This is a genomic window from Candidatus Methylobacter favarea (assembly GCF_902806695.1).
Taxonomy (GTDB): Bacteria; Pseudomonadota; Gammaproteobacteria; order Methylococcales; family Methylomonadaceae; genus Methylobacter_B; species Methylobacter_B favarea.
The window spans coordinates 41064-47420 of sequence record NZ_CADCXN010000054.1 but is presented as its reverse complement, the minus strand read 5'-3'; the positions used below and the strand labels follow the sequence as shown (position 1 = coordinate 47420).

Below are 6357 nucleotides of genomic sequence, written 5' to 3'. Positions count from 1 at the left end.
AAATGTCGTTGTCCAAAGAGTCCGGCGGAGCTTTGAGTAAAGTCGTCATGGGCTTGGGCTGGGATGCGAAAAAAGGAGGCGGCGGCGGGCTCTTGAAAGGCGTGTTTGGCGGAGGAAGCAGCGGCGCCATTGATCTGGATGCCTCCTGCGTGTTATTCGATGAGAATAAGAAAGTCGTCGATACCGTCTGGTTCAGGCAATTGAAAAGCCGTGACGGCAGCATTGTGCATACGGGCGATAATCGTACCGGTGAAGGAGAAGGCGATGATGAGCAGATCATCGTTAATCTGGATAAAATTCCGGCCAATGTTAAAGCCCTGGTATTTACCGTCAACTCTTTCACGAATCAAACCTTCGACGCCATTGAAAATGCCTACTGCCGCATGGTTGACAGCAGCAATAACAAGGAAATCGCCCGCTATACCTTGACCTCCCAAGGTCCCCATACCGCCCAGATTATGGCCAAGGTTTACCTGCACAACGGCGAATGGAAAATGCATGCGATTGGCGAAACCGGAAACAGCCGGACCATTGATGGACTGTTGCCGCAGATTATCAATCACTTGTAACCGCTTGCCGATGAGAATCTGGTTTAACAAAACTTTTTCTTCAATACATGCAGTTCTTGGAAATCTTCGCCACTCGGTTCCATCCGGCCAACATACTTTGGTTTGCAGTCACACGCACTGGACAGCCGCGGCATTCCTGGCGTCCGATGAAGCCTGTCTCGAACCTGAGGAACTGACCGGTCAGGAGTATGTCGAGTGGTGCGTTGATTTTTGCCATAGCCACGCGATTGACTTGTTTTGGCCGGGCAAAGAAGCCGTTCTCATCAGCAAACGCCGCGACCTGTTTCAGGCCAGAGGCGTGCATGTGCTGTCGGTTGCCGACCATGAAACACTCTCATTGCTGCATAACAAGGCGCTTTTTTACACATCCCTGAATGCCGATGTGGCTAAGGTCATGGACTTTATCGCGGTTAATGACCGGGATGCATTCGACAGGGCTGTTGTGGAATTATCGGCAAAACATGAAAGGCTCTGCATTAAACCGGCAGTTTCGATATTCGGCTTGGGCTTTCGTATTCTGGATGCGCGGCGCAACAGCATTACGCATTTATTAAACGGCGTTGAATACCAGATACCTCTTAACGAGCTGTGGCAGGGCATGACTGACACCCCGCAGTTCGATACGCTGCTGGTCATGGAACATCTGGATGGACAGGAATGGAGCGTCGACTGTGCAGGGCGGTACGGGGAATTGCTGTGCTCGGTGCAAAGGAAAAAACCGCTGCTGGCAGGCCGCGGGCAAATTATCGACAATAACGACGAAATTACCGGCATGGTTGCAAGGCTTACCGAGCGCTACAAACTTAATGGCTTATTCAATATCCAGTTCAAGGAAGGCGCAAACGGCGTGCGCCTGCTGGAAATAAATCCGCGGCCTTCGGGCGGGTTCGGCATGGCCTGTCTGGCCGGTGTGAATCTGGCGCAGATTGCCTTGCAAAGCATTACCGGCGAAGCTCTGCTTAAATCGCCGGTCATCCATTATGGGCGCCGGGTTAGCGAAATCAATACGCCGGTGGTATTGACAGAAGCTGCAGCGCTTTGCCCCCTATAATGCAAAAAACATTTTCCGTCAGGCTGGATACCGGCACCCTGCATCTGGAGATAGAACCCGGTCGCATTCCTCTCAATCGATTGCTGGGTTTTGCGGCACGGGTGAGCAGCAAGCGAAAATTTTTACTGGTTAGCAAGCTGCTGGGCAAGCATTACCCTGTTGCGCCGCAAAGTATGAGCTGGTCGTATCAGGCGCTGGCAAAACGCGTTATAAAAATCGGGCCAGGCGATAAGTCGCTCTGGATCGGCATGGCTGAAACTGCAACCGGCTTAGGTTACGGCGTATTTGAAGCGGCCGGTCATGCGGGAGTAAAGAACGGCTTGTTCATGCAGACCACGCGCTATCATCTGGAAGGTATCGAGCGTCTTGAATTTGAAGAGGCGCACAGCCATGCGGCAGACTTTTTCCTCTACTATCCCACTGATCCCTCCCGGCGTGACAGATTTCTTAATGCAAAAACGCTGATCTTAATAGATGACGAGATCAGTACGGGAAAAACCTTCTTGCGCCTGATCAAGGCTTATCAAGCTGTTAACCCTCATCTGGACAAGATTTTTATCGTAAGTCTGTGCGTATTTGCCCACCCTGATGACCGTGAATTTCTGGAAGCTGAAGCAGCCATACCGGTCGAATGGGTTTGTTTCAGGCAGGGGCGTTTGCGATTTGAAGACAGCTTGAATCCTGACATCGATAATATCCGTGTAAATGTTTCGGGCAACGGAAACTGTAAAAAAGATCTGCTGGCCTGGCCCGGAAGGCTGGGTATGGATGCCGCGATTAGGCTGGAGTCGAATACGGTTGAAACCCTGGCTGCGCATTTCAGAACAGCCGATGATCCGCGGCCGGTTCTGGTGTTGGGTACGGGCGAATGCAATGCGCCGGCTTATCTGCTTGGACGGGAACTGGAACGCCAAGGTTTTAAGGTCATGGTGCAAAGCACAACGCGCTCGCCTATCCACCCAGGCAATGATATCCGCCGGATTTGCGAATTTGAAGACAACTACCAGGATAATATCCCTAATTATATTTACAACATGAATCCTGATGATTACCGCGAAATCATTTTGTGCCACGAAACGCCTGTCTGCGCTCCGCTTCTCGGGCGGCTGGCCGATTGGCAGGCAATCAGCGCCCGATTTGAACTGAATTCTCACTCTTCGTATGCAAAGCTACATTTTTTTAGACCTTGATGACACGCTGTTTCAGTCGATAAAAAAATGCGTGGTTAACGGCAATGATCCGGATTTAAAAGCGCTGGCCTATCTCAGGGACGGCTCGCCCATTTCCTATGCCACGCCCAAGCAGCAATGGTTGTGGCAATGGCTATCCCAAGGCTTCAGGGTCGTGCCCGTCACGGCCCGTAATTACAATGCTTTTAATCGCGTGGAGCTTCCGTTCGGGGAAGAAGTTATCCTGGATCACGGGGCAATTATTCTGGATAAAAACCGGAATCCCGATAAAGTCTGGATGAACACCCTGCTTGAATCACTGCCTGAGTATCAGGACAAGCTGCTGGATCTCTGGAACGACATTGAGGCTTATGCAAAAAACTATGCCGGGTTGAATCCTCGGCTAATCAGCGACTTCAACACTTTATGGTATGGCGTTATCAAGCATGCCGACGGCACTGAGCTAGTGTTGAAGACATTGCTGGAGATTGTCATTAAACCCCATCCATCCCTAAACGATGGCAGCCTGTATTGGCATTTTAACGGCAACAACCTGGCCATATTGCCGAAAACTGTCAACAAGGAAAGCGCGGTCAGTTATCTGATCAAGTCTTACCGGCAGCGCTACGGGGACCTGCTGACATTTGGCGCCGGCGACAGCCGGACGGATGCGCCCTTCATGTCCTTGTGCGACTATGCATTGATTCCAAAAAATACGCAGTTATCCCGACTAATGGCTAACGCATATTAAGCAACGCAGAAATTCACTATCACAGTTATGACTAGGGCACCGTTTACCGGCAGCTATGCGTTAGACGACGTGCAGTTCTTGCTAAAACCTATTACGGTTCCTGATACGCCTGTCGAGGTCAAGGAATCCTTGATTCAGTCAGGCCGGAAACATTATTCAGAAATGCTGACGCATGAGTCTTTGCCCTCCGATGACTATTTGGGGCTTTTTTACAAGGCCATGGCATTGAACCAGGACCGCATGGCGAATCATCTTCTGGTGCTGGCTGAACGCATCCTGGCCACGCGCCCGCACGGAATAACCCTGGTTTCACTGGCGCGGGCGGGCACGCCGATCGGCGTGCTGTTAAAGCACGTGCTGAAGCGTTATTTAAACAGGGAAGCCGCGCATTATTCAATTTCCATTATCAGGGACATCGGCATAGACCAAAACGCGCTGCGCTTTATTTTGCGCCATCACTCATCGGAATCTTTAGTGTTTGTCGATGGCTGGACCGGCAAAGGCGTTATTGCCCGGCAATTGCAACGCAGTCTGGATGATTTTGCTGCCGGCGACGGCATTAAAATTCCTGCCGAGCTTTATGTGCTGACTGATCTGTCGGGTTTCGCTGCCGTCGCGGCATCGTCGGAAGACTATCTGATTCCGTCGAGTATCCTGAACGCCACGGTATCGGGCTTAACCAGCCGATCTGTCTACGATAAAAATCAATTGAGCGCTGACGATTTTCATGGCTGTTTGTATTATGACTGGTTTGCGCCGCAGGATTTGTCGAAATATTTTATTGATGCGATTCTGGCCAGAACGGATAGCAGATGGAAAAAGCGTGCTCGAAACTCAAAAGTTGTCGAGCTGAATCGTCAGCACCTACAATCCGTTTCCAAACATTTTTTACAATGGATTGCCAGCCGCTACGGGATTACAAATCACAATCATATCAAGCCCGGCATAGGCGAGGCCACGCGCGTATTACTGCGCCGCCAGGCCCAGCTTTTGCTGCTGAAGGAAACGGAATCAGAGGCAACCCGGCACTTGCAGTGGCTGGCAAAATCCCGGCATATTCCGGTAGAAATTTTTGCGGATATTCCCTATAGGGCCGCGGCCTTAATCAGAGAGGTCAAAACGTCATGAAAACGCAGCCGCTGCCACAATTGCCCGGCGCTTTCTCACCGTGGTTTTTAGGCGCTCCGCTTTATATGCCGGCCAACAGGCGCGATATCATTGAAATCGCCAACGGCGAAAAACTCCCCGTGCTGCGTTCGATGATTTTTTGCACCGAGGACGCCTTGTCCCGCTCTGATGTGGAAAGCAGCCTTCGCCATCTCGGTTTATGCCTGCAAGCCTTCAAACATTCTCCACAGCGTTTTCGCTTTATCCGCGCCCGAAGTCCTGAAATACTGAGGCGTTTACTTGATATTTCACATATTGAAAAGGTGGACGGTTTTGTTTTGCCGAAATTTACAGAGCTCAATTTTTGCGCCTATTTTGATCAGTTGAAAGATACCTCTTTCAAGGTCATGCCAACGCTGGAGACAAAAGAGGCATTTGATCTCAATGCCATGTGCGCTTTACGGCAGGCTTTGCTGCAAGACGGCATTTACCAGAAGATATTAATGCTGCGGATTGGCGGCAATGATCTGATGAATATTTTAGGCATCCGCCGGCCGAGGAATCTGACGCTCTATGAAACCCCGCTCGGCAGTGCCATTTCGCAACTGGTTACGGTGTTTAAACCTTACGACTTCTCATTGTCCGCGCCGGTGTTTGAATACCTGGATGATACTGTCACCCTGCAAAAAGAAATCCGGCTCGATCTGGCGCATGGATTGATTGGCAAAACCGCTATCCATCCGTCCCAGGTAGCGGCGATTGAATCGGCTTATACCGTCGATACGGAAGACTATGAAATGGCAATCACCTTAAGCGAGAACTCGGCGCCGGCAGTTTTCCGAATGCATAATGCGATGTGTGAAGTAGCAACCCATAAGCGCTGGGCGGAAAGCATTATCGACAGGCAGCTTTGCTACGGCAATAGGGAATCGCTGACGTTTCCCGAGTACTCGAAGATATGTGTTCAAAAAGTAAAAAAACACCAAAGGAGAACCAGTGAGTAATCGAATTATTAGTCAAGGCAATCAGCCCACTATCGAGCTTCATATTGACAGTCGCCGAAATCAGCGGCTCACATTGCTGTCGCCCTGCTGAAAAATATTAACGATCAGGCGTTATTACGTGTAACGCGCATAGGAGCAGGGATTAAATAGTAGGGCGGGAAGCCAATAATAAGTAAGATATACCTTTAATCATAACGACATACTTAACCGGGAGATCAATAATGAGTTTCGATAGTTTTCTTAATCAATTAAAAACAAAAGCTACTGAGTTAAAAACAGAAGCCTTGAAATACAAGAACAAGGATTTCCTGAATGCCGCCATGGCGGGTTCAGCCTTGGTGGCTATGGCTGACGGCACTATTACTTCGGATGAAAAACAAAAAATGATTAAATTCATCGAAAGCCATGATGCGCTGTCGATTTTTACCACCAGTGACGTCATCAAGGCTTTCCAGGATTTTGTCGGGCAGATTGAATTCGATAAAGACATAGGCGAAGCCAAGGCCTATCAAGCATTGGGCAAGATGAAGTCAAATGCCGAGGCTTCGCGCCTGTTAATTCGTATGATTATTGCAATTGCCTCCGCTGACGGCAATTTTGATGCGGCTGAAAAAAAGGTGGCCATTAAAATAGCCAAGGAGTTAGCGATTAATCCATCGGAATTTGAACTGGAATAACTGTTTTCCAAGGCCTGGGGTTACTCAAG

General features: G+C 49.7%; 7 protein-coding genes. All 7 read left to right on the top strand.

Annotated elements, in window-relative coordinates; translation table 11 throughout:
• Positions 1-2 precede the first annotated feature (2 nt).
• The gene (locus HUX64_RS07360) at positions 3-569 is read left to right on the top strand and encodes a TerD family protein (protein WP_174625593.1); all 567 of its coding nucleotides are present in this window, start codon (positions 3-5) and stop codon (positions 567-569) included.
• 97 nt (positions 570-666) lie between these two features.
• A complete protein-coding gene (locus HUX64_RS07355) occupies positions 667-1620 on the top strand; it encodes an ATP-grasp domain-containing protein (RefSeq protein WP_246246941.1) in 954 nt (317 codons plus the stop codon).
• A complete protein-coding gene (locus HUX64_RS07350) occupies positions 1620-2810 on the top strand; it encodes a phosphoribosyltransferase domain-containing protein (RefSeq protein ID WP_174625591.1) in 1191 nt (396 codons plus the stop codon). Before HUX64_RS07355 ends, HUX64_RS07350 begins: the two co-directional genes overlap by 1 nt.
• Complete coding sequence (locus HUX64_RS07345; RefSeq protein WP_174625590.1) at positions 2782-3540, top strand: HAD family hydrolase; 759 nt, start codon at positions 2782-2784, stop codon at positions 3538-3540. Before HUX64_RS07350 ends, HUX64_RS07345 begins: the two co-directional genes overlap by 29 nt.
• A 27-nt stretch (positions 3541-3567) precedes the next feature.
• The gene (locus HUX64_RS07340) at positions 3568-4668 is read left to right on the top strand and encodes a cysteine protease StiP domain-containing protein (RefSeq protein ID WP_174625589.1); all 1101 of its coding nucleotides are present in this window, start codon (positions 3568-3570) and stop codon (positions 4666-4668) included.
• Positions 4665-5651 carry an HpcH/HpaI aldolase/citrate lyase family protein gene (locus HUX64_RS07335; RefSeq protein WP_174625588.1) on the top strand — a complete coding sequence of 329 codons (987 nt, stop codon included), beginning with the start codon at positions 4665-4667 and terminating at the stop codon, positions 5649-5651. Before HUX64_RS07340 ends, HUX64_RS07335 begins: the two co-directional genes overlap by 4 nt.
• 221 nt (positions 5652-5872) lie before the next feature.
• On the top strand, positions 5873-6328 hold the full coding sequence (locus HUX64_RS07330) for a tellurite resistance TerB family protein (protein ID WP_174625587.1): 456 nt from the start codon (positions 5873-5875) through the stop codon (positions 6326-6328).
• The last annotated feature ends 29 nt before the right edge of the window (positions 6329-6357 follow it).

Coding starts and splice junctions, on each gene's coding strand:
- HUX64_RS07360 (WP_174625593.1), top strand. CDS start 3: ATGTCGTTGTCCAAAGAGTCCGGCGGAGCTTTGAGTAAAGTCGTCATG.
- HUX64_RS07350 (WP_174625591.1), top strand. CDS start 1,620: ATGCAAAAAACATTTTCCGTCAGGCTGGATACCGGCACCCTGCATCTG.
- HUX64_RS07345 (WP_174625590.1), top strand. CDS start 2,782: ATGCAAAGCTACATTTTTTTAGACCTTGATGACACGCTGTTTCAGTCG.
- HUX64_RS07340 (WP_174625589.1), top strand. CDS start 3,568: ATGACTAGGGCACCGTTTACCGGCAGCTATGCGTTAGACGACGTGCAG.
- HUX64_RS07335 (WP_174625588.1), top strand. CDS start 4,665: ATGAAAACGCAGCCGCTGCCACAATTGCCCGGCGCTTTCTCACCGTGG.
- HUX64_RS07330 (WP_174625587.1), top strand. CDS start 5,873: ATGAGTTTCGATAGTTTTCTTAATCAATTAAAAACAAAAGCTACTGAG.